The 20,356-nt window shown below is 66.9% G+C and carries 18 protein-coding genes and 1 pseudogene; 9 read left to right on the forward strand and 10 right to left on the reverse strand.

The window, feature by feature from the left end:
• Nucleotides 1-142 precede the first annotated feature (142 nt).
• Genes JOF56_RS43380 through JOF56_RS43395 form a run of 4 tightly spaced genes read right to left on the reverse strand, consistent with a single transcriptional unit; the run spans nucleotide 143 to nucleotide 4,143 of the window.
• Nucleotides 143-598, reverse strand: a complete 456-nt coding sequence (locus JOF56_RS43380) for a PaaI family thioesterase (protein ID WP_209645382.1) — start codon at nucleotides 596-598, stop codon at nucleotides 143-145.
• Nucleotides 595-2,853, reverse strand: a complete 2,259-nt coding sequence (locus tag JOF56_RS43385; RefSeq protein WP_209645383.1) for a molybdopterin-dependent oxidoreductase — start codon at nucleotides 2,851-2,853, stop codon at nucleotides 595-597. Before JOF56_RS43385 ends, JOF56_RS43380 begins: the two co-directional genes overlap by 4 nt.
• A gap of 24 nt (nucleotides 2,854-2,877) precedes the next feature.
• A complete protein-coding gene (locus tag JOF56_RS43390) occupies nucleotides 2,878-3,549 on the reverse strand; it encodes an enoyl-CoA hydratase-related protein (RefSeq protein ID WP_209645384.1) in 672 nt (223 codons plus the stop codon).
• A gap of 15 nt (nucleotides 3,550-3,564) precedes the next feature.
• Nucleotides 3,565-4,143 (reverse strand): TetR/AcrR family transcriptional regulator, encoded by a 579-nt coding sequence (locus JOF56_RS43395; RefSeq protein WP_209645385.1) that lies wholly within the window; start codon nucleotides 4,141-4,143, stop codon nucleotides 3,565-3,567.
• A gap of 111 nt (nucleotides 4,144-4,254) precedes the next feature.
• Between JOF56_RS43395 and JOF56_RS43400 the strand changes: the two genes are divergently transcribed.
• Together JOF56_RS43400 and JOF56_RS43405 are read left to right on the forward strand one after the other, a co-directional pair.
• Nucleotides 4,255-4,680 (forward strand): VOC family protein, encoded by a 426-nt coding sequence (locus JOF56_RS43400; protein WP_209645386.1) that lies wholly within the window; start codon nucleotides 4,255-4,257, stop codon nucleotides 4,678-4,680.
• Nucleotides 4,681-5,247 carry a TetR/AcrR family transcriptional regulator gene (locus JOF56_RS43405; RefSeq protein ID WP_209645387.1) on the forward strand — a complete coding sequence of 189 codons (567 nt, stop codon included), beginning with the start codon at nucleotides 4,681-4,683 and terminating at the stop codon, nucleotides 5,245-5,247.
• A gap of 75 nt (nucleotides 5,248-5,322) precedes the next feature.
• Here the strand turns inward: JOF56_RS43405 and JOF56_RS43410 are convergent, their stop codons facing one another.
• The 3 genes from JOF56_RS43410 to JOF56_RS43420 all read right to left on the reverse strand — a co-directional run bounded on the left by JOF56_RS43410 (nucleotide 5,323) and on the right by JOF56_RS43420 (nucleotide 11,373).
• On the reverse strand, nucleotides 5,323-9,270 hold the full coding sequence (locus tag JOF56_RS43410) for a non-ribosomal peptide synthetase (RefSeq protein ID WP_209645388.1): 3,948 nt from the start codon (nucleotides 9,268-9,270) through the stop codon (nucleotides 5,323-5,325).
• Nucleotides 9,270-9,731, reverse strand: a complete 462-nt coding sequence (locus tag JOF56_RS43415; RefSeq protein ID WP_209645389.1) for an SET domain-containing protein-lysine N-methyltransferase — start codon at nucleotides 9,729-9,731, stop codon at nucleotides 9,270-9,272. The genes JOF56_RS43410 and JOF56_RS43415 overlap by 1 nt, the downstream gene beginning before the upstream one ends.
• A 154-nt stretch (nucleotides 9,732-9,885) precedes the next feature.
• Complete coding sequence (locus JOF56_RS43420) at nucleotides 9,886-11,373, reverse strand: PucR family transcriptional regulator (protein WP_209645390.1); 1,488 nt, start codon at nucleotides 11,371-11,373, stop codon at nucleotides 9,886-9,888.
• Nucleotides 11,374-11,660: 287 nt separating this feature from the next.
• Between JOF56_RS43420 and JOF56_RS43425 the strand changes: the two genes are divergently transcribed.
• From JOF56_RS43425 to JOF56_RS43435, 3 genes are all read left to right on the forward strand, one after another.
• Nucleotides 11,661-12,230, forward strand: coding sequence for a DUF4142 domain-containing protein (locus JOF56_RS43425; RefSeq protein WP_209645391.1), 570 nt, complete (start codon nucleotides 11,661-11,663; stop codon nucleotides 12,228-12,230).
• A 55-nt stretch (nucleotides 12,231-12,285) separates the two neighbouring features.
• A complete protein-coding gene (locus JOF56_RS43430; protein ID WP_209645392.1) occupies nucleotides 12,286-13,407 on the forward strand; it encodes a sensor histidine kinase in 1,122 nt (373 codons plus the stop codon).
• Nucleotides 13,408-13,522: 115 nt separating this feature from the next.
• On the forward strand, nucleotides 13,523-13,891 hold the full coding sequence (locus tag JOF56_RS43435; RefSeq protein ID WP_209645393.1) for an AQJ64_40280 family protein: 369 nt from the start codon (nucleotides 13,523-13,525) through the stop codon (nucleotides 13,889-13,891).
• Nucleotides 13,892-13,917: 26 nt separating this feature from the next.
• On the opposite strand, the gene JOF56_RS43440 is transcribed toward JOF56_RS43435, so the two are convergent.
• Nucleotides 13,918-15,756: an MOSC domain-containing protein gene (locus JOF56_RS43440; protein ID WP_209645394.1), complete on the reverse strand. Its 1,839-nt coding sequence runs from the start codon at nucleotides 15,754-15,756 to the stop codon at nucleotides 13,918-13,920.
• An 80-nt stretch (nucleotides 15,757-15,836) separates the two neighbouring features.
• On the opposite strand from JOF56_RS43440, the gene JOF56_RS43445 reads away from it, so the two are divergent.
• The 4 genes and pseudogenes from JOF56_RS43445 (at nucleotide 15,837) to JOF56_RS43455 (ending at nucleotide 19,018) form a co-directional block, all read left to right on the forward strand.
• Nucleotides 15,837-15,992 carry a hypothetical protein gene (locus JOF56_RS43445; RefSeq protein ID WP_209645395.1) on the forward strand — a complete coding sequence of 52 codons (156 nt, stop codon included), beginning with the start codon at nucleotides 15,837-15,839 and terminating at the stop codon, nucleotides 15,990-15,992.
• Nucleotides 15,993-15,998: 6 nt separating this feature from the next.
• On the forward strand, nucleotides 15,999-16,181 hold the full coding sequence (locus JOF56_RS43450; RefSeq protein WP_307855827.1) for a cupin domain-containing protein: 183 nt from the start codon (nucleotides 15,999-16,001) through the stop codon (nucleotides 16,179-16,181).
• Between the two features lie 213 nt (nucleotides 16,182-16,394).
• Nucleotides 16,395-16,535: pseudogene (locus JOF56_RS58705) on the forward strand (IS5/IS1182 family transposase); the annotation flags it as partial.
• Between the two features lie 245 nt (nucleotides 16,536-16,780).
• Nucleotides 16,781-19,018 carry an ATP-binding protein gene (locus JOF56_RS43455; protein WP_209645397.1) on the forward strand — a complete coding sequence of 746 codons (2,238 nt, stop codon included), beginning with the start codon at nucleotides 16,781-16,783 and terminating at the stop codon, nucleotides 19,016-19,018.
• Here the strand turns inward: JOF56_RS43455 and JOF56_RS43460 are convergent.
• Both JOF56_RS43460 and JOF56_RS43465 read right to left on the reverse strand, forming a co-directional pair.
• Nucleotides 18,975-19,370 (reverse strand): ATP-binding protein, encoded by a 396-nt coding sequence (locus JOF56_RS43460; RefSeq protein ID WP_209645398.1) that lies wholly within the window; start codon nucleotides 19,368-19,370, stop codon nucleotides 18,975-18,977. The genes JOF56_RS43455 and JOF56_RS43460 overlap by 44 nt on opposite strands.
• Nucleotides 19,367-20,224 (reverse strand): MEDS domain-containing protein, encoded by an 858-nt coding sequence (locus JOF56_RS43465; RefSeq protein ID WP_209645399.1) that lies wholly within the window; start codon nucleotides 20,222-20,224, stop codon nucleotides 19,367-19,369. The genes JOF56_RS43460 and JOF56_RS43465 overlap by 4 nt, the downstream gene beginning before the upstream one ends.
• Nucleotides 20,225-20,356 lie beyond the last annotated feature (132 nt).

Here is a 20,356-nt window from a genome sequence, read left to right on the forward strand (position 1 = left end):
CGATCGAATCACCTGAAAACCGCGCGCAGCTCTACGCGGATCTGACCATCATCGCGGTCAAACTCATTGCCAGGCACTGATGTCCAGCCGGAGTCGAGCTCCCGGATCAGCTTGGCCCGTAGTGGCGACCGAGCGTTGCCGGTCAGTCCTCAGAGTTGATGATCAGGCAGGTGGTGGTGGCGTGGGCGACCAGTTTGCCTTTCTCGTCGGTCACTCTGCCTTCGGCGGCCGCCGTGCGGCGGCCGACATGGATGACGGTGCCCTCAGCGGTCAGGGTTCGTCCGTCGGTCTGCGCGGCCCGGATGTAGTTGACCTTGAGCTCCAGGGTCGTGTAGCCGACGCGGGCGGGCAGGGTGGTGTGCACGGCGCAGCCCATGGCCGAGTCGAGCAGAGTTGCCGCGATGCCGCCGTGGACGGTGCCGAGGGGATTGGCGAAGTCCGGTCTGGTGTCCAGCGAGACGACGATGCGGCCGTGCTCCACTTCGTCGAACCGCATGCCGAGCAGCCGGCCGATGGTGGGAATGCCGGTGGGCCGTTCGGTCTGGACCCAGCGCATCAGTTCCAGGCCGGACATGGCGGCGATGTCCAGGGTCGTCATGGAGTCTCCTGATGGTTCGGAAGCGGTTCGATGTTCGCGGGCACGTGCTTGTGCCAGGGCGTGCCGGCGATCGGGTCGCGGCGGCGCAGGTCAGTCAAGGTGTTCAGGGCCACGCCGGTGCGCTCGGTGCCGTGCTCGGTGGGCAGGTCGAGGCCGAAGCCGTTGGGCAGGGCTGCGTGGCCGGGCTGCATGCGGTCGTCGATCTCGACGGTGGCCTGGGCGCTGCCGCGTGTGGTGGTGATCCGGGCTTGGGAGCCGTCGCTCAGCCCGAGGCGCTGGGCATCTTGAGGGTTGAGGCGCAGGGTGCCGCCCGCGTCCCGTAGCCGCCAGGAGGTGGTGCGGAAGATCGCGTTGGCGGTGAAGGCCCGGCGTTGTCCGGCGGCCAGCACGAACGGGAAGTCGTCGGTGGTGTGCACGGCCGGGGTCTTCTCGAGGGCGTCGAGGAGATCGAGCAGTTCCGGGATGGGCAGTGGAATGCGGTGGCCGGGGTGGGGCACGTACCGCCAAGCGTCCTCGGGTTCGTCCAAGGTGAAGGTGACGCCCGAACGACCGGCCAGCATGGCGTCGAACAGAGCGTCGGCGTTGGCGTGACCGGCACGGCGCATGGCCTGTGGGTAGTCCTTGCCGACGCGCTGTGCGAGCGCCCACAGCACGGCGGCCGAGCGTGCGCCGTCGGGCAGGGTGGGTCCGAGTGTCTCGTAGAGCAGGTAGGGCGCCATAGGGACGACGTTCTTGTCCATCGCGGCCAGCGCTACGAACGTGAGCTTGAACGGTGTGCGGCCCAGACGTGCCGCAGTACGCAGCACCGCCAGCCGTGTGCGCGCAACCGCATTGAGCTCACGGATGAGCCTGGCGTAGATCTCGGGTTCGGGCAGGGTGCCCGGCAGCGACTCCAGGACCGGGGCACGCAGGTGGAACGTGTTGCGGGGGAACTCGAAGGTGAAGAAAGTGGCCTCCCACTTCTCGAACTGGGAGGAGGCGGGCAGCACGTAGTCGGCCAGCAGGCCGGTCTCGGTCAACGCGACGTCGATGACGACGACCAGGTCGAGCGCGGCCAGCGCCGCACGGAACGCGGTGGAGTCGGCCAGTGAGTGGGCTGGGTTGGCCGACTCGATGATCATCGCCCGGAACCGCTTGGGATCCTTGGTGAGGATCTCCTCGGCGATGACGTTGCACGGCACCAGGCCCCCGGGCATACGGGCGCCGGTGACGGGGGTGCGACGCTCGCGCGTGTCGTAACGAGCCAGCGGGGCGATCCACGAATGTGGCTGCATGGCGCCCGGTTTGGCGAAGTTCCCAGTCAGCAGCCAGATGAGCTTGTTGAGATAGGACACGAGCGTGCTGTTGGGGCCTTGCTGCACGCCCAAGTCCTCGTAGGTGGACACACTGGACGCGGTGCCGATCCGCCGTGCGGCCGTGCGCAGCAGATCCTCTTGCAGCCCGCACATCTCGGCGCAGCGGGCGACGTCTACCTGTTTCAGGTGCGGCAGTACCTGCTCGGCCTGGGTGGTGCGGGCGTCGAGGAAGGCATGGTCGATGAGGTCTTCGGCGGCCAGGATGCCGAGGATCGCGGCCAGGCACCAGGCGTCAGTGCCTGGCCGGACCTGGAGGTGGATGTCGGCGAGGTCAGCGGTCTCGGTGCGCACCGGGTCGATGACGATCATGGTGCGGGCCGGGTCCTTGGCGATCTCCTTGAGCACGGTGCGGGCGCGCGGCACACCGTGTGACTGCCAAGGGTTCTTGCCGAGGAAGACCGAAACCTCGGCATGCTCGAAGTCGCCGACGGTGTGCCCGCCGGTCAGATGGGCGTCGACCCAGCCCTCGCCGGTCTTCTCCTGGGCCAGGGGGTTGGAGCGGTAGCGGGCGCCCAAGGCACGCATGAGGGCGCCACTGTAGGCGCCGCCAAGGTGGTTGCCCTGTCCCCCGCCACCGTAGAAGAAGATCGTCTCACCGCCATGGGTGTCGCGGACCGCGGTCAAGCGGGCAGCGATCTCGCGCATGGCCGTATCCCAGTCGACGGCGGTGAAGCTTCCGTCGGCCTCACGCCGCAGCGGCGTGGTCAGCCTGGTCCCGCCGTTCTGATAGTGGTCCAGGCGCAAGGCCTTGTTGCAGGTATAACCGCCGGTGGCGACGTGGTCCTTGTCGCCGCGGATCTTGGCGAACCGGCGGCCGTCGCGCCGAATCTGGATCCCGCAGTTGTTCTCGCAGAGAATGCAGGCGCTCTTGTGCCAGGTGCCCTCGGCCTGATCAGTCATCAGCTCGTCTCCTCGTCGCGGTCCTCAGCCCAGAGGGGTGTCCTTGTCCCGCAACGCGTCCAGGGCGTGTGCGTACATCCGTGACTTGATGACGCCCAGGGTCGGGCCGGCTTTACCTGCCTGCGCACGGGCGATCTCCACCGCAGTCGCACGCACCGCGTCCTCGGCCACGGCGTGATCCACGATGCCGGCCGCGAGAGCGTCCTGACCGCCGTAGCGACGGGCGGTGGTCATCGCCTCATGCGCGGTCCGCGGGCTCAACCGGCTTTGGATCAACGCGGACATGCCCGGGGTGAACGGAATGTTGATCTCGGCTTCCGGCAGGCACCAGAAACCCCGGTCGGCGCGCATCACCCGGAAGTCATGCGCCAGCGACAACATCGCCCCAGCAGCGAACGTGTGCCCCTGCAACGCGGCCACCGTGATCACCGGCAGGGCCAGCACCCGCGCGAACAACCCGTGCACCGCCACGACATACCCCTGCGCCTGTTCCCCATGCGCCGCCAGCCATTCCAGGTCCAGGCCGTTGGAGAAGAACTTCCCGGTCGCGGCGGTCACCAGAGCACGGGCCCCGGCAGCGTGCTCCACCTCCTCCAGCGCGGCGTCCACCGAGGCGATCCAGTCCGGATGAAACCGGTTCTCCGAGTCCCCGAGATCGAGAATGAACACGTCGTCCTGACGTTCGAGCGTAGGCATATCCAACTCCATTCATCAGCGCAGTGCGTGGACCAGCAAATCGTGAATCTCAGTAGCAGCGGCTTCCAGCGGGACCGTGCTCCGCTCGGCCCGGCACATGATCACCGCACCCTCCACCGCGGCAATGACGAACGCGGCCAACCGCCGCCCCCGCTCCTCGGACAGGCCGTGCCGGACGAACATCGCGGCCAGCGCCTGCTGCCAGCGAACGAACACCGCGGCAGCGGAACGAACCAGCTGCGGGGCCTCGTCATTGGTCTCCACCGCCACCGCCACGATCGGGCACCCGGACCGGAAATCGCTGTCCACCAACCGTTCCCGCCACATCGCGAAGAACGCATCAACCGCTTTCACCGGATCGGTGGCCTGCGCACCGGCCTCGATCAGACCCGCGATGAAGTCACCGGCCAGCGACACCGCCTCATCGATCAACTGCGCCCGCCCACCAGGAAAGTGGTGATACACCGAGCCACGCGGAGCACCACTGTGCGCCAGCACCCGGTCGATACTCGTCGCGGTGGCCCCGTACTCCCGCAGCAACGCGGCAGCACTGAGCACCATCCGCTCCCGGCTCTCGCTCTTGCGCGGGCTCATCCGCTCGTCACCTCCATCAAGCTACTGGTCGGTAACTTATGCTACATGACATAGTCCATGCAACCCGGCCGCAGGCTCGCCACAAATCGGTACAGCGTGTACCGTAATGACATGACAACGACAACGCAGGCGTGGCCGGACGGTCTCGCGGTAGCTCAGGTGCGGGTGGCGCGGCCAACGGACAAGCTGGACGAAGTGGTGGAGTTCTACTCGGGATGTCTGGGCCTGCCGGAGCTCTACCGGTTCACCGGGCACGCGGGCTATGACGGCGTCATGCTCGGCCTCCCCGGCACGGCGTACCACCTCGAGTTCACGTCCCATGTGGACGGTAGCCCGTGTCCCGCGCCCACGGACGACAATCTGCTGGTGCTGTACTTCGCCGGTGAGGCACGGATGTACGAGGCGATGGAGCGGCTGGCGGAAGCCGGTCACGAGCCGGTGACTGCGGAGAACCCGTTCTGGGCCGAACAAGGCGCCTTCACCTTTGCCGATCCGGACGGCTGGCGCGTGGTGCTGGTGCCCACGCCGGTGTTCTAGATGGCAGGGCGGAGCCGTGACGCGCGCATCGACAGCGCGGTACTGGTGGCCACTGTCGCCCTGCTGGGCGAAGTCGGCTACACCGCGCTGTCGATGGGCATGGTGGCCGAACGCGCAGGCGTGCACCGGCCGGCCGTGTACCGGCGGTGGCCGTCAAAACGTCACCTCGTGGTCGACGCGGTGGCCGACAGCCTTGGCCTGCAACCAACTCCGAACACCGGGAACCTGCGGGCGGACCTCATCGCGGGCATGATGACATTGGTTGACTCACTGGCCCAGACGCCGCTCGGCCGGGCCCTACCGGCGCTGGTGGCCGATCTTGCCACCGACCCGGAGCTGGCCGAGCAGTTCCGCAGCCGAGTGTTCCACCCCAGACGGGACACAACCGCCACCACGTTGCGTTCGGCTGTCCAGCGAGGCGAGGTGCGCGCGGACTTCGACATGGACTTCGTACTCGACGCGTTGGCCGCCCCGCTGTACTACCGGGCACTGTTCGGCCATCTGCCGCTGACTCCCGCTCTCGCCGAGCAATGCGTGGACACCGTCCTCGCGGCGCTACGTGCCTGAGCGCGGAACGAACCTGTAAATCAGCCCACCCGGGGTACCACCAAAGAAGATTCACCCGGCCTGACGAAGCACTACTCATGCGCGGGTCGGGGCACCCTCGTAACGAAGATTCGGCAACAGGTGTTCGTGTTTCATCACAACGCTGTGCGGCGCGACATATGTGCCTGTGCCGATGTCGGCGCCGTAGAGCGGGACCGTGGCGTTGGCCAGGGTCGAGTGCGCGCCGACCGTGACCCGGTCGATCTTGAGGACGCGGTCCTCGAAGGTGTGGGCCTGGAACATCGCGTTCACGGTGGCGCCGTCGCCGAAATGAAGCATGTCGGGGTCGACGACCTGGGCGAAACCGTCGCCGAGCACGACGCGTTTGCCGATCTTCATGCCCATCCGGCGCAGATACACCGCCAGCAACAGCGTGCCTTCGACCGCGGCGAGCGCGCCGCTGGCGATGACGCCCCACGCGACGTACAGGAAATCCCACCGGCTGCACCAGCACGACCACAATGGATGCACACCCGGCCGCACTTTACCCAGCAGCAACCATTTCATCGCCAGGACGATCAGGCACGGCAACAGTGCCGCCCCGAACGTCACCGCAGCGGCACCGATCACCAGGAAACCCGTGTACGGCAAGGTCTCCACAGCCAACGCGATACCCCAGAACCAGGCGACCATCACGGCAAGGGGCACGACCGGAAGAACGAACCGCAACCACTCCCAGAACAACCGATTGACCCGCCGGATCAACGAAGGCTTGTGGGTCAATGACCTGTCAACCGTGACCACTTCCCGCTGCGGCAACTCGAAGGCCGGATGCCCGAACCACGAACTGCCCGGCCGGATCACCCGGTCGTCGGCCACGGTACTGATCCCGATCAGGATGTCCGACGGCAACCGCTGGCCGCCCGCGATGACCGCGTGGTTGCCCAGGAAGGTCCGTTCGCTGATCCGGACACCGGCAAGCGCGACCGTTCCCTGCTGGATCCTGGGGCCGCCCAGGTAGATGCCATCGGCGAAGAACGTGTCGGGTCCGATGTGGACGAGTTCGGGCACGACATCGATGATGGTACTGATCTCGCAGCCGCGGCCGACCTTCATTCCGGCCCAGCGCAGCCAGACCGGCCAGTACAGCCCGCCGGACAACCAGCGGCCCGCCGACTCCACCAGCCCGCTCTTCAGCCAGATCCGGATGTAGGCCGGGCTCCATCGGCTGATGACCTTGTCGGTCACGCGGCCCAACGCTCGCGCCGCCAGTGCTTCGAGCACGAGCGTGACGATCAGTGTCACACACACCAGCACCGCGATCGACAGGAAGAACGGCAGGTATGCCAAGGGATTCGTCAGCGCCACAAGCACTGAGTCGAACGTCAGCTGATAGCGCAGGATGACACCGACCATCAACACAGTCGCAGGAACCGCCAGCACCCATGCCATCAGAGTCCGGCACACCATCATCGCGATCCCATGCAGGACCGGGGAAAGGACACTCCCCTCCCCCACCGGATCCGGCGGTTGCGGCGCTGGGCCCACCAGACGGGCAGGCACTCCGTCCCACATCTCGCTGTCCGGCAGGAACCGCCCCGCCGGCAGTGACGACAACGGCGCCAGCCAGGAGTCGCGCCCCATCCTGGTCCCCGGACCGAGACCGGCACGAATGTCCACAGTGGCACCAGAATCGATCCTGACCGGGCCGATGACGAGCTGCCCGTGCTCGAACTGGACCAGTCCGATGTGCGCGTCCTGGCTGAGAGTCACGTCGTCGCCGATGTCCAGCAGGTCCCATCCCCCTTGGGTCAGGTTCACGCCACGGTGGATGTGCACCCGTTTGCCGATCCGTGCCCCGAGCGCACGCAGAGCCATGCACTGGAACTCCGTCCCGGCGATCGTCCGCCACGGAATGAGGCGGACCATGTGCTGCACAATCCAGACGCGCACGCGCAGACCGCTCCACGCCGGAGCACGGACGGGCTGGTACCGGCCGATGAGGATCTTCTTGAGCCGGACCGCGACGAACACGGCGATCGGTGTCCAGGCCAGGCCAGCCGGAACAAGCACGAACGGCACGAGCAGCACGAGCGGAAGCAGGCCGATCTCCCCGGCCAGCCAGGGCAGGAACTTGAAGGTGACCAGGTAGGCCACGGGCGCCAGCAGGATGAGCTCCAGAACGATCCACGCCGTCTGGATCGCGGTCACCTTGGCCGCATCCCGGGCGGACGAGACCACCGGCATGGGCGCCGGTTCGTGCCGCACAGGCGTGGCGGGTCTCGCTCTCCGGGCGAGTTCGGTGACGGTACGCGCCTCGTAGACATCCCGAACCGTAATGGTGTCGGTCGCGGGGTTGGTCCGTAGTTTGGAGATGAGGATCGCTGCCTGCAGCGAGGTACCGCCGAGATCGTTGAAGAAGTCGTCCCGTACGGACACACCGTCGGCCAGGCCGAAGACCTCGCCGACCGCCTGCGCTATCGCCTTCTCGACCGGGTCTGCCGCGGCCACGCCACCGCGCCGGCGTTCGGGAAGCGTGAGCACCGGCAGGTCGGTGCGCCGCAGTTTGCCGCCTGCGCTGCGCGGCAGGTCATCGATCACCCCGAACAGCGCGGGCACCATATAGCCGGGCAGTTCCGTCCGCAGCCTGGTCTTCAGACTGTCCACAGGGGGCGGACGCATCGGGTCCACCGGGATGATGTGCGCGGCGATCGCCTGCGCGGGGCCGTCTCCCTGCACACGGCAGGCCGCCTCCCGCACGCCATCACAGCGGGCCAGGCTCGTCTCGATGGCCTCCAGTTCGATCCGGTAGCCGCGGACCTTGACCTGGGAGTCGATCCGGCCGTGGTAGAACAGCGTCCCGTCCGGTTCGGCGTGTACCAGGTCGCCAGTGCGGTAGATCCGGCCGAGGGCGGGATGGTCCGGGAATTTCTCGGCGCTGAGGCCCGGCTGGTTGTGGTAGCCGATCGCCAGCCCGGCCCCTGCCATGCACAGCTCGCCCCGCTGCCCTGCGGCGACCGGCGTGAGGTTCTCGTCGAGCACCCACGCCTGCATGCCTGGCACCGCTCGGCCGATCGCGATCGGTTGCCCCGCAACGATGTCCTGACGCAGACAGGTGACTGTGCACTCGGTCGGGCCGTATCCGTTGACCATACGCCGCCCACGCGACCACAGTTCGGCGACGTCGTCGGGCAGTGCCTCGCCTCCGACGTACAACAGCCGCAGGTCTGGCAACGCCGCCTGCGGATCGGGGCAGGCGGCGGCGCGCAGCAGGGTCGGTGGCGGGCAGAACACGGTGATCCGTTCGTCGCGTAGCCACGGCACCGCGTCCGGGCCGAGCCGGACGGTCTCGTCGTCCATCACCACCACGGTGGCACCGGACGACAAGGCCATCCACACCTCCTCGACCGAGGAGTCGTACGCGGCCGACGAGCCCTGCGCCACACGGTCACCAGGACCGAGAGAGAACTCGGCCAGGTCCGACCCGATCAGGTTCGAGATGCCCGCGTGCCCGATCATCACGCCCTTCGGCCGTCCCGTCGTGCCGGACGTGTAGATCAGGTAGGCCAAGCCGTCCGGCGCACGCGGCGCCTCGACCGGCCGCAACTCCGCCAGCGGGCCGTCGACCCTGACAATCGTTCCCTGATAGCCGATCCGCGTCGCCCGCTTGGCTCCCAGCGCGTCGGTGACAAGCACTCTGGCGCCCGAGTCGCTGAGGATGTGCGTGAGCTGATCATCCGGGAACGATGGGTCCACGCACACGTGCGCCGACCCGGACTTGAGCACCGCCAGCTGCGCCGCGTACAGCGAGTCGGACGTACGCGGCAGCAAAATCGAGATGACCCGTCCACGGCCGAGGATCCGCTCGAAGATCCCGGCGGCGACACCGGTTTTGCGCAGCAGGTCCCGGTAGGTCGTCCGGCTGCGCTCCGGCCGTCCGGTGGCCGGCGGGATGTCCACCGCGATGGCCTCCGGCCACCGCTGGGCCGCGCGCTCGAAGAAGCTGTAGAGCGAGATCGGCGGGGACTGGACCGTCGAGGTCATCACGAGCTCAGCGACAGCAGGTGGGTCGCGAGCCGCGGCCGCAATCGTGCTTGGTCCTCATCGGACAGATACCGGTAGCCCCGGACAAGCCCGGCGCACGCCTCGGCGCCGCAGCGACAGGTGAACGGCTCCGCCATGTCGTATTCGGTGGTGTTGTAGTCGAATGTGATCTCCTGTCCGAAATCAATCGGTTTCAAGCCGAACACCGCGCGGCCTCGTATTGCCACCGTCGGGTCACAGCTGTGATTCATAAAGCGCCAGTAAAATCGGTCGAGAACGGCCTCGAAGTCATACTCCTCCGGAACATCTACATGCGTGGCAGGCCCGACCTGCACGGTGTACCTGGTTGGCCGCATGGACGCTTCACCGACGATGGCGAACAGCCGTTCACCTGCCACGATCGGTCGGTTCGCGACCAGACGGTACTCCCTGTCGGCACGCACGACCGCCACCGCACTCACGACACCGACACGTTCTTCGACAATCACACGAACTCCCGACAAGAACGATTTCCCGAATAGGCTTCACCAGCAATACGAGGAAGATCCCGGATGGGTTCACCGCTCGGCAAGTGTTGACATCCCGACGGAAAATGATTCCCGGACGGACAGTGTGTCAAGAATGCCCGATTGCGTCGAACGCATGCAAAGCCGCTTGCAGGGACGCCCGGACGTGCGGTGCGTCGAGGTCCGCACCGAGCAGTTGACCGGCTCGCTTGAGACGGTCGTACAGCGCCTGACGGGACAGGTGCGCGGCCGCGGCGGCATCGGTCTTGTTGCCGCCACTGTCCACATAGGCCCGCAATGTGGCGACCAGCTCGGCGTGCTCGAGCAACGGGCCCAGCTCTCGCTCGACGTAAGCCTGCACGCGATGATCATCGCGCAACAGATACATCAGTCCGCGCAGCCCGAGATCGCTCAGCCTCACATACGGCAGCGACACGCCGTTGGCGGCCGCGGCCACCTGCTTCGCCTCCAGCAACGCGCCCCGCACATCCTCGACCGAGGCCACCGGCTGGCCGACACCGACGATCACATCGCCTGCCCGGTGCACCGCGTCCGCTAGCCGCCCCATATGGTCGTACGGGTCGTCATCCGGTGACAGGGCGAGCAATACCCCGACCGAAACGCCGTCGAGGGCCGCACAGAAACCGACCTGACGATTATCCCGCAACGCCTCCCTGACCGGCCGGACGAGATCGCGCCGAGGCTGATGACGGATGACCGCGGCCACCAGCACGCAACGGTCCAGCGGAACGCCCATGGCCGCCGCGCGCATGGCGAAATCCGACGACAGGACATCACCTTCCAGCAAGGACTCCAGCAGCGTGTGCTGAGCCTGCAGTTGGGGATCCTCGCCGTCGCGCGCCAGCCAGTCGAGTGCGATCACTCCGGCCGCCCGTTCGGCGAGAATCACGTGCCTGGTCAACGGTTCCGTGCATCTGACCAGCAACCGGCCCCAGTCCTGCCCCTGGGCGCCGACCCGGGCGACCAGCCACCCCGTCTCGTGGTCGTAGCCGGTCTGTCCAGGTGAAACGATTTTGCGGGACAACGACTCCCAGCCGTCCAGCACGGCCGGGTCCGCTCCCGCCGGTTCGAAGGCGAGCACCCGGTGCGCCGTGTTCTCCAGGACGACAGCGCACTTGGCCAAGGCGGCAGCCTGCGACACCACCGTCGCGGCACGGGCCCCAGCCAGCGAAAGCTCGGTAAAGCGACGGTGGATCTCCTCGCAGCGACGGAACTCCTCGAACTGCCCGGCTGCAACAAGCGCGTGGACAGCGTCGACGATGTCCAGAAGCCGGGTTTCCCGCCGTAACTGCACCAGCGGCAGGCCCCACCGCTGCGCTGCACGCACCGCCTCCTCCGCAATCGGCGTGGAAGCGTGAACAATCACACCGGCAACACCGGTCTCCGCCAGACGATCAAGCCACGGCACGCTGTCCTGCGGCACCTCGGCCGCGAGGACGATCTCCCCACGCCGCGAGCCACCCGCAACATGCACCCATCGCACTTCGCGATCGATGTTCTCCACGCCGGCCAATACCGCCGGCAGCCCGTGGCGAACACTTTCCAGATCGAGAATCCGCTGAATGGTGGGCAGCATCGTGAAGGCGTGTCCCGTGCTCTTGTCATGGATCAGGAATGATCACCCTGACCGACCCCACCGCAGGCAGACCATCCGCCGATCGGCTTGCCCACCCCCGCCGACCGGCGGGATCCGACCCGCTGGCACCCGCACTCGGCGGCCGGTCGATCGGCGCGCAAAACCAGCCAGTCGGCGGGTGTAATCCAGTCGACTGGCTGGAACGCAGGCCATGACCGAACCCGGCTTTCCCCGGCTCCGTACCACTGAGCAATGAGGGCGGCGAATCCGTTCGCTCTATCACCCGGTTGTCGGCTCGGGATGCGGATCTGCTGGTCAAGGTCCGGCTGGCCAATCTGTGGGAGATGCCTGCCGGTCAGATGGCCGGTGAGCGGTCGGCGAGCGTCAAGGTCCAAGAGGCCGGCCGCACCATGATGAACGACCACACCCTGTTGAACGTCGAGGTCGAGCGCTTGGCGGGCCTGTACGGCCTGCAACTGCCCTCAGCGCCCAACGACATGCAGAAGAGCTGGCTCACCGAGATGGCCCAGGCATCCGGGGCACAGTTCGACTCCGTGTTCGCGATGCGATTGCGCGCCGCGCATGGACTGATCTTCCCCGTGGTCGACTTCGCTGCCCTGTACGCCCCGACGCCGCTGATGGTGATGTCCGATTCGGACGGTGGCACTATGGTTGTGGCGCTTGCGCTGGCGCCGCCGGTGGTGGCGATCGCAATCTTCGTACTGTGGCTCGCCGTGGGCCGCAACCGGCGCCGTCCCGGCGGCGGTCGACCCAACTGGTCCTACACCCCAGAGGATGACGACGATCGGCAGCCTGGTCGTACAAGGTTTCTGGCGGACAGCGAACCAACGCGTTGACCAGCCTAAGCAGGCCCACCGCGCTCGTCTCCGTCCTGGTGGCCATACTGGCCGGATGAACGAGCGGGCGGGCGGCGGGCTCCGATGGGCGGTGGATTCCGCGCTGTTCGGACTGGCTGTCCTTGACGCGTGGCTTGGTTTTGAGCCTGACTGGCCGTTTTCCACGGCTTCTGTGTGCGTCGCCGTACTCGCGCTGTTGTTGCGGCGACGCTACCCCTATGTCACGTTAGCGCTGACACTGCCGACACTGGCGTTCTCGTATGCGGTCGTCGCTGTGTTGATCGCGCTGTACGACGTCGCCCGGCACACCCGCGACCGACGGGTGCTCGCACTGTGTTCCGCCGTGGTCGCGATCGGCTACGCCGTGCCGTGGCCTGGCAAGGACGACATGGTTTCAGCGCCATCGATCCTCGTCAACGTGGTCTACGCGCTGATGTTCGGTGGCGCGCCGGCGTTCCTCGGGCAACTGGTCCAGGCCAGGGGCGATCTGTCGCTGCAGCTCAAGGAAATCAATGAGGCCCGCGACCATGAGCGTGAACTGGTCGCACAAACCGTCCTGGCCAAGGAACGCGCCCAACTGGCCCGGGAGATGCATGACGTCGTCTCCCACCAGGTCAGCCTGATCGCCGTGCAGGCCGGAGTACTCCAGGTCAGCCCGCCCGGTCCGGAGACAAAAGACATCGCCGCCACCATTCGCCAGCTCAGTGTCACCACGCTCGACGAGTTGCGCCACATGGTCACGCTGCTGCGGGTGTCCGGCAGCGTGGTCACCGACCTGGCGCCACAGCCGACACTCGCTGTGCTACCGACGCTTGTGGCCAACAGCGGCATCGAGGTCACCATCGAGGGGTTGCTGCACGACGATGCGGACGCCGCCACCCAGCGGGCGGTCTATCGCACGGTGCAGGAAGCACTGACCAACGCACGCAAACATGCACCCGGAGCAAGCGCAACTGTGCAGCTGTGGCACAACCACAGCGAACTGGGTGTCACAGTCACGAATGCCTCACCGACACGTCCCACTCTGTCACTCCCGAGTGCGCAGCACGGCTTGATCGGGCTCCGTGAGCGGGCGGACCTGCTGAACGGCACGCTGACCTTTGGGCCGACTCCCGACGGCGGGTTTCGCGTACACCTCTGCCTGCCTTGGCATCCGGCCCACTTCGACAGCCCATAAGGGATCGGCCAAGTGATCCCGGGGTCGCGCCAAGGGACATTCCCCGATGCGGCGAGCCACGAGATCGGGTGGACTGGCACCCATCAACGCCTCCCGACCAGAAAGCACCGTCCGCATGAAGACGACAGTCGAATGGATCCGGGCCGACGAGCGACTCCCCTACGACGGCGCCGGCATCGTCGCAGCCGTGACCGGCCGCTATCCCGGCGAGCCCGAAGATGACCCCGACTCGCTCTCCGGCCAGGAATTCTGGCTGGTACTCCCCATGTACTTCCGCCGCATCCACCCAGTGGAGGAAACCGGAGAGATCATCGAGAACTGCTTCTACGACTCCGACGGCGTCGTCCGCCTCCCCATCGGCAGGCCCACTGACGACGAGATCGTCACGCACTGGGCCGAGATGCCCAACCTCCCCGGCGCAGACGTACAGCGCCTGTACGGCGACGACGTACGCCCTGCCCTTCGCGCCGTGTCCGACCAATAGCCGGTCAGGATCACTCGCACAATTTCTCAGGTCTCGACCAGGACGTCCGTGGTCGGGACCGAGCTGCAGAGCAGGACCTGCCCGCTGCGGGTCTCCGTCATGGGGTCGACGAGATAGGCCGTGGCGCCGTGGACCGTGGCCGCGCAACTTCCGCACACGCCTGACCGGCAGGCCGACGGCATCGTGAGGCCTCGGGACTCCGCCAAGTCGAGCAGTGTTCCCTGTTCGGTGGTCCACTGTGTGGTCGTGCCGGACGACAGGTAGGTCACGGTGAAAGGGCCGGGGTGCGGGGCCCGCCGGGGTTCGATGCTGACCGGTCGCGGCGAGTAGAAGGGATCCCAGTGGATCGAATTCGCCGGCACCCCAAGGGTCTCGGCGATCGCTCTCATGTCGTGCACGAAAGCGGCCGGCCCGCACAGATGCACACTGGTACGCGCGGGATCGACCACGATGTCCGCGATGAATTCCTTATCCGGACGGCCGTTGCGGCATCCCGGCGGGGCGGCGCCGTGCCGTGTCACACACAGGTGCAAGCGGGCGTTGCCCAGCTTTCCCACAGCCGCCTCCAGTTCGTCGCGGTGTGGCATGTGGTCGATGTCAGGGGCGACGTGGACGAAGTCGACCGGACGTTCACTTCCTGCAGTGACGAGCGCACTGGCGACGGCCAGCGCGGGCGTGATGCCGATTCCAGCCGTCAGTACGAGAAGCGGATCGCCCTCGCACACATCGATGAAGGCGTCACCGCACGGCCCGGTGACCAGGACCTCGTCACCTTTGTCCAAACTGGACAACCAGGGCGAGACGACGCCTCCCTCGTGGTATTGCGTCGTGATTCGTGTCATATCGTCGCCGGTCCGGCTGATCGTGTAGTTCCGCCAAGCAGGAGCGTCATGTCCGGTTCGATGGACCCGCAGATACTGGCCGGGGCGGGCCTGCGCGAACGCACCACTTGGATCCTCGAGCTCGAGGCTGGCGACGGCGTTCGCGGGCCGGTGCACCACCGTCACCGTGGCGACCCGCGGAGCCGCGACGATCTCCCGCCGGGTCAGTCCCTCCTGTGCCCGGCTGAGAACCACAGGCGATCCACAGTGGACCTGATCGCCGACCCGGAGCCTGCCTGATGTCCTGACCTGTGCGTACATTCCACAGTGGAGGTGACCGAACTGCCCGGTGAGCAGTCTGGGGACATCGAGCTCGACACGGCCGGTGCCCGGCTCGACCGCCGTTGCCCGGCACCTCTCGATCGGCCTCACCACGACCAGTTCGACCTCACCGATACGCAGGTGGACGCCCGCGAGGCCGAACTCCGCCCACGGCGGCAGGCCGTCGACATACAGGTTCGCCCGGAACCGCCGCGGGTCGATTTGAACACCGGCCACGCGCTCGAGCTCTCGGACAGTCGCCAGGTTGATGATCGAGATCGGCATGTCGGGGAAGTCCCACAGGTGCGCTCCCGACGAGATCAACCTGCCCTCGATGCCGGCGGAACCAAGCCAGTCGGCGATGTGCCGCTCGTCGGCGGTCAGCCGGCCGTCGGCGTCGAGGCGGACCCGCAGTTCGTCGCCGTCCGGCCCCGTGACAACGACCTCGCCGGACGCCGAAAGCCGAGCCGAACAGCGGCCCAGGTCCGGCTTCATGTCCAGCGCGTCGAAGGCTTCGAAGATCGTCCAGGTACCGAAGGACGCCAGCGGAACGGCACCGTTGGCCAGCCCCAGCGCGCGGTCGAACGGAAGGCCGTCCAACCCGACAGCCACCTCGGCGAGTGATTCCCCGCCCAAGCCCTTGACCGGATAACGCCCGATTCCGGCCAGCCACGGCAATGTCTCCAGATCGGACCGATCATCGGCTGCGTCCACAGAGCCCACGGCAGACCTCTTTCATCTTGCCCGGAAGGCACGTAATGTAACACATGTTCCATGAAGATCCGACAGGGAGCCAAGCGCCGATGACACCGGACCGTGTCCTTACCAGAGATGCCCGCACGTGCCAGCTCCCCGAGAAAGTCCCCGCCGGGCAACGGATTCTCGCCGGATCCCCCGATGCCCTCCATCTCTTGCTGACCGAACTGGGCGGAGCCGCCATTGGACTGTGGGAGATGTAGGAGGGCATCGCGGAGGACGTCGAACGCGAGGAGGTGTTCCTCGTCCTCTCCGGCTCAGGCGCGATAACCTTCGCCGACGGCGAGCGCATCGAACTGCGCCCCGGCGTCGGCGTCCGGCTCAGGGCGGGCGACCGGACCACTTGGCAGGTCGATACGCCCTTACGCAAGCTGTACCTGATGCAGGCCTAGGACCTGCCCACCCGTTTCCGGCGGCGCAGTGAGGTGTACCGCGGTGATCCTCCCAGCGGACCTGCTTGCGGCGCAGGAGAAGGAGCAGAACGCCCCCGGTCAGGATCAATCCTGCCCCGGTCGGCAATGGCGGCATGAGAGATACTCCCGTGCTGGCCAGGCGAGCGGTCCCACAGGAACGCTGTATTGCACATGGTAAAACGTGGTGCAGGCGCCGACACCACCTGCTCGGCGAGCACGATCCGCAACCGCCGCGACGAATGGATCACCCTGGGCATCTTCGCGCGGCTGAAGACCATCGCGCTGGATGCCTACGACCGCATCGCGGGCCTGGTCCTGGACCAGATCGCGGTGGGACACGCGAGGAATCCATGCGGATCGACCGACAACCTCGTTGAACCCGGGACAGGAGTTCAGTCACTGGCAGAAAAGGACGTTGACGACAATGCGCCATTACTTGTTGTTTCGCCGCGTATCCGGCGTGGCCAGGATTTGCATCTGGTCGACGAACTGAGGTCCCAACGCGAAAGGCGTGACCGGTCATGGGCAGATCCGGGTCGCGGGGTGTCGCGTGCCTTCCCACGGAGACAACCAGTTTCGTGGGCCGACGGCACGAGGTGGCGGAGGCGAAGCGGCTTCTGTCGGCCGGCCGGCTGCTGACGCTGACCGGCGTCGGCGGGGTCGGCAAGACCCGGCTGGCGGTGCGTGTGGCGGAAAAACTCCTGCGCGCTTTTGCCGACGGCGTGTGGCTGGTATCGCTTGCCCCGCTTCAGGACGAGGCGCTCGTGCCCCATGCGGTCGCCGACGTACTGGGGATCCGCGACGAAACGGACCGAGACCCGTTGGCTGTTCTCGTCGAGCACCTGCGGGAGCAGCAACTGCTGCTGGTGCTGGACAACTGCGAGCATCTGCTTGACGCCTGCGCGCGACTGGTGGGCACGGTCCTGAAGCAGGCGGCAGGGGTACGAGTTGTGGCCACCAGCCGGCACCGGCTGTGTCTGCTTGGGGAGTACCTGCTGGAAGTACAGCCCCTGCCAGTCCCGAAACGCGAGGAACCGGCCCGGGGCGTGGCTGCCGCCAAACGCTTCCCGGCCCTGGAACTGTTCGCCAATCGCGCGGCTGCCGTTATCCCGGGCTTCGCGATCACCGCGGAGAACCAGAAGGCCGTGGCCCGGCTGTGCCGCCGGCTGGACGGACTGCCGCTCGCGATCGAACTGGCCGCCGTGCAGATGCGGATCTTGGAGATCGACCAGCTCGTCGAGCGGCTGGACGACCGTTACCGGCTGCTCACCGGAGGTAGCGGCGCCGCGCTGCCCCGCCATCAGACGCTGCGTTCGACTGTGGACTGGAGTTACGACCTGTGCACCCCACAGGAGCAGTTGGTCTGGGCGCTGCTCTCAGTATTCGCCGGCAGCGCTGACCTGAGTGCGGCGGAAGCGGTGTGTGCCGGGGAGGATGTCGAGCCTGTTGACGTGCTCGATGTGGTCGTTGGGCTGGTGGACAAGTCCATACTGGTCTCGGTGGCTGATGGCAGCAGCGTCCGGTATCGGCTGCTGAGCTCGCTGCGGGAGTACGGTCTGGAGAAGCTGAACGAGCTCGGCAAGGCGTCCACCGTCCGCCGCCGGCATCGGGACTACTATCTGCGCTTGGCCGAGGAGTACGAGAAACAGTGGTTCGGCCCACGCCAGCTGGAGATCATCGCCCATCTGCGGGCCGAGCAGGACAATCTCCGCGGGGCTTTCGACTTCTGTCTCACCACTCCCGGCGAGGCCCAGCTCGGCCTGAAGCTGGTCGGGACCCTGTGGTTCTACTGGAGCTGCTGCGTGCTGCGCTTCGAGGTACGGCACTGGCTGCGGAACCTGGCCCTGTGCGAAGGCGTGAAGCCGCGCGGCGCCCCCGCCAAGGCGCAGTGGGCGAGCGGTGTGGTGTCGCTGATCCACAGCCGGTCGGATACCGTGCTCCAGGCCGATGACCGCTCCGGTCGACCGGCGCCCGCGCAGGCGGACCCGCCCGTCACCTCGCTCGCCGATATCGTCTCCGATCGGAGCGATCTGATGAGTTTCGCCGTGCTCGGCCGGGTCGAGCTCGCCTGCTCGCTCGTCTTCCGGAACAGTCCCGAACGGGCCGTGCCGCTGTGCGCCGAGGCCCTCGCCGTCAGCGTGGCGTACAGCGAGCAGTGGGCCCGGTCGTACGTGCTGCGCACACTCGCCATGGCGTATTGGGCGATGGGAGAATACGACAGCGCCATCACACACGCCCACGAGTGCCTACGGCTCGAGTACGTCGTCCATTCACCGCAGGGACTCAGCAGGACCCTCGACCTGCTGGCCACGATCGCCATCGGCAAGGGCACCGCCGAGCGCGCCGCCGTACTGCTGGGTGCGTCCGAGAAGATCTGGCACCGCATCGGCCGGGGTCAGTCGAAAGCACGACAGCTGACGGGACAGATCCGGGTGAGCGAGCGGCGGGCCCGCAAGACCTTGGGCGACCGCGGTTTCGAGCGGGCTTTCCAACGCGGCCTCAAACTCTCGATGGACGAGGCCGTCGCCTGCGCTTTGCGAGAGCGGTCCGAGGTCTCCCGTCGGGGCGCACCACAAGAGACAACGGCCAGGGCAGCATCCGCTGAGCTGACGCCGCGTGAGAGGCAAGTCGTCGAGCTGGTCGCCCAGGGCCTGACGGACAAGCAGATCGCCAGTGCCCTCGTGATCGCGCAGCGCACCGCCGAGGGCCATGTGCAGCGCATCCTGGCCAAGCTGGGGTTGACCAACCGCACCCAGGTGGCCGCCGCCTGGGTCAGTTCGACACATCCTCCAGGCGAACGGCCACAGCCGCGGTAGTGCCCCGGCCTCCGGGGCCGGGGCGCAGTTCGAGCCGCCCGGTGAGCGCCTCGGCCAGCCGCAAGCCGTGGTTTCCTCCGGTGGGCGGGCCCTGCGACAGCAGGGGATGCGGGCCGGTGCCTTGGTCGGTGACCTCGCACCGCAGTGTCCCGTCCGCCAAGCGCACCACGAGGTTGCCCGAGCCGCCACCGTGGACCACCACGGTGCATGCGATCTCCAGCGCCGCCTGGAGAAACGTTCGCCGTACCCGGTCGTTCACCCCGGCCCGCAACAGACACTCGGCCACCAGCAGTCGCATCAGCGGGAGATCGGCACGACCGAAGTCGAGGTGCAGGAGATGGCCTTCGCTCATTGAAATTCCTCCACCCGGAGCTCCAACTGCGGCACGGTGTCGACGCCGAGTCCCCGAAGGGACAGTTCGACCAGCGGCCCGCAGCTGACGACAACCTTGCTGCCCTCGGGCAGCGAGCCGGCGAAGCTGATCAGCTGCCAGGCGCAGTGCGCCTCCATGAAGGTCAGATCGGTCAGGTCCAGCTCGAAATGGAAGGGGCCACGGCTTCCCGGTCGCTCCAGCGCCATGCGCAGGGCTTCCGTGAACTTCTCACGGGTGGGCAGCTCCGCCGCACCAGCGATCCGTCCACCCTTCGTGGTCCGCACGACGTCGATCGCGTCGAGACGTTCCAACACCTGGAGCGGGTGGACCTCGCTCGCCGCGGCCACCAGGTAGTCGCTGAACCGCCGCTGGTCGTACCAGCAGATCGCGGTGAAGCGACCATCCGCGAACAACGCCTCCACGGAGGTTTCGTAGTCCACCACCTCATCGTCGCTCAGGCCCTGCTCCAGTACCCATCCCATGTCGCCCGCGTTTCGTAACCCCGACCAGCCCTCCTCACGGGCGAGCTCGATCTCCCTCTCAAAGATTTCAGCGTGGCGCTGCTTGTCGAAACGACCGCCCGGGAAATCGAAGAAGGACGGACTGCGTGTCAACACCAGCTGGCCACTGTCCCAGGCGGCTTCCACACGACCGCTGCCGCAGTCCATGCGTGCCACGACCTCGTCGTCGCTGAGATCATGGGGGTCGAGGATGATCAGGACCTTTTCTCCCTCGGCCAGGCCAGTCCGGGTGTAAGCGGTCAGTACCTGCCAGTGGGCCTCGTCGTCGGTGAAGGCCGTACACGAGTGGTCACCTCTCCGCAACCGATCCACGGGAACAGTCCGTCTTGAGATTTCTGGCTGCTCGGTCACGTGGCAAGACCGTACGCGCCGGGAACCGGCGGGCACACCTGCTGGGCACGACCACTATCGGCCGATGTCATATGTCGCCAGGAATTGTAAGGA

The organism is Kibdelosporangium banguiense (genome assembly GCF_017876405.1).
In the GTDB taxonomy this organism is placed as follows: domain Bacteria; phylum Actinomycetota; class Actinomycetes; order Mycobacteriales; family Pseudonocardiaceae; genus Kibdelosporangium; species Kibdelosporangium banguiense.